Source organism: Vibrio sp. 1069 (assembly GCF_033340555.1).
Genome location: NZ_JAWOWP010000252.1, coordinates 1 through 798, shown reverse-complemented (window position 1 = coordinate 798; position 798 = coordinate 1). Strand labels below are relative to the sequence as shown.

Sequence of the window (798 nt, the reverse complement as noted above, 5' to 3'; positions counted from 1 at the left end):
TGGTCTCCCATTTTTGTATCTGAACAATCCATTAAACACGTGAGATTCTTCGTCACACACGACCTCTTTCAAGGTTATCGAGCGAACACTGCCGAAGCGATGAAATCAAACTAGCAACTCTTGCAGAGTTCTCATATATTAAGAATCTTACGCACCTTACAAAAGCCAACGACACCAAGGAGTCAGCGCCATGTCGAAAAGGACCCCACCAGAGATTCTCTCTTGTCAGACGGTCGCACGATCAAAACTGTTTGCTGTGGAAGCCCTCGACCTTCGCTTCTCCAATGGCGAGCATCGCACTTATGAGCGCATGAAGCCAAGTGGTCGCGATGCCGTAATGGTTGTACCGGTAACCGAGCAGGGCGATTTACTGTTGGTACGTGAATACGCTGCTGGTACAGAGCGTTACGAACTGGGTTTTCCTAAAGGTCTTATCGATCCCGGTGAAACGCCACATCAGGCCGCTGACCGCGAACTAAAAGAAGAAATTGGTTTTGGTTGTAAGGAACTCACCCCGTTAAAACAAGTGATCCTTGCTCCTTCTTATTTTTCGAGCAAGATGACGCTGTTTCTAGGTCAATCGCTGTACCCTGAAAAGCAAGAAGGCGACGAACCAGAGCCGTTAGAAATTGTGCGCTGGCCACTCGCACAAGCCGAAGAGCTATTAACGCATTTGGACTTCTGTGAAGCACGAAGCATCACGGCGTTAATGTTGGCACTGAAACACTTACCAAACACCACTCACAACAACAATCAATAACGGTGTAAACCGACAAATATTGTGAGTAAGGACTATCA

General features: G+C 47.2%; 1 protein-coding gene. It reads left to right on the top strand.

Features of this window, described 5'->3' with window-relative positions; translation table 11 throughout:
- The first annotated feature begins 190 nt into the window (after nucleotides 1-190).
- Nucleotides 191-760 carry an ADP compounds hydrolase NudE gene (gene nudE, locus R7040_RS25800; protein ID WP_005459019.1) on the top strand — a complete coding sequence of 190 codons (570 nt, stop codon included), beginning with the start codon at nucleotides 191-193 and terminating at the stop codon, nucleotides 758-760.
- The last annotated feature ends 38 nt before the right edge of the window (nucleotides 761-798 follow it).